Origin of the sequence: Caulobacter sp. CCH9-E1, from assembly GCF_001556515.1 — a bacterium.
Lineage (GTDB): Bacteria > Pseudomonadota > Alphaproteobacteria > Caulobacterales > Caulobacteraceae > Caulobacter.
In genome coordinates this window covers 1-1422 of the sequence record NZ_LSJA01000323.1, presented here as the reverse complement: position 1 = coordinate 1422, position 1422 = coordinate 1, and the positions used below count along the sequence as shown (strand labels likewise).

General features: G+C 63.2%; 1 protein-coding gene. It reads right to left on the bottom strand.

Annotated elements, in window-relative coordinates; all coding sequences use genetic code 11:
* Positions 1–29: 29 nt before the first annotated feature.
* Positions 30–1422 (bottom strand): DUF6538 domain-containing protein (locus AX690_RS18545; RefSeq protein ID WP_156449723.1); only part of this gene is annotated, 1393 nt, incomplete at its 5' end.

Sequence of the window (1422 nt, the reverse complement as noted above, 5' to 3'; positions counted from 1 at the left end):
GGGAGGCGCGGCCAACTTGTAAGGCTCCCTTACAAGTTGGTTCGCGATGCCAGGCCGGATTTCGAGGGGGCGAGATGGGAAAGGTCGAGCCCTTCGTAACGAACGCGGTCAATGGCCTCTTTCAGCGTGGCGACGCGATAGCCCCTGCCATACGCATCTGACACTGAAGCGGCTCCGCCGACTGACGCCCAGCCGCCCAATGCGAGCGCGATGTCACGGTCGATGCGAGCCTCGCGGAGGGCATCACGAAAGCCATGCCGGAAGCTGTGAAAGCAGGTCTTCGGAGAACTGGCGCCTGCGCGCGCGACAAAGCGGCGAAACCACTGGGAGAAGGTTGTCGAGCGGTAGCCGGTGGCACCCATTCCGACCTCCGCGAACAGCTTGCTCTCACCCGCGCTTTGTCGCCGTTCCACGAAGTCCATGAAGCCGAGGTCGAGCAGCGTGGCGTGGATCGGGACGACGCGCTCGCTGGAGTTCGTCTTGAGCCGCTTGTCGTTCGCGATCTCATCGGACCGCTCGGTCACGACGAAACAGGCGATGCCTTCAATCCTTCGAACGTCCGCAACATCGAGTTGGCAAGCTTCGTTCAGACGTAGCCCAGCGAACATCGACACGAGAGGAATCCAGAAGCGCGCATTGCGCGGCTTGTTCGCGCCTGAGATGGCGTAGCCATGTTCATCGTCACGGCAGCCGGTGTAGAGCGGCGCGGAGAAGATCGCCCGGAGTTGTGCCGTCGAGAACGGCAGGCGTTTGTCGCGCCGTAGCGTAGGGTCGGGCACGCGCAGGCCCACGGCGGGGTTCCGGTCGAGCAGTTCCTCCTTCACCGCCCAGTTGAAGACCCCACCAAGCTTGTTGACGTAGGTGTTGATGTTGGCGGCGTTGATGAGGTCGTCGCGCCCCTCTGCCTTGCTCCTCTCGGCGATCTCGACCGGGGTGAGGTTGGCGAACAGCTTGGACGCATTACGAGGCAACCACCGAAGCACCTCGATCATTTCGCGACACTGGGCGCGTGTAATGGACCGGATGGGCGTGGTTTCGCCGAGGATCGCCATGACGAGTTTCCGAGTGGTCCCGTAGGCCATGCGTGTCGTCGGCGACCAGTCGCGGGTCGGATCGCTCATGTAGGCGTCGTAGACTTCGCCGAGCGTGGCCCCAATGACGGTCTCGGCTGGGCTCTTCTGAGCGTCAGGCACGCGCTCGGTTGCGCTCTTCCATACCGCTTCGCAGACGATCATCGGATCGACCGTGCGACCTGATCGTCCATGAGCCAACTCGAAGTCTCGCTCGATGGCGGCGGCGATCTGGTGGGAACGCCGTAGAGCGACCGTTGGGCTGTCCGTCCCCAACGACCGCCAGATTTCCCTCTTCCCGACAATGTCGGTCAGCGATCCCGGCACCCGTCGCCGGTAGTAGAAGCGACCA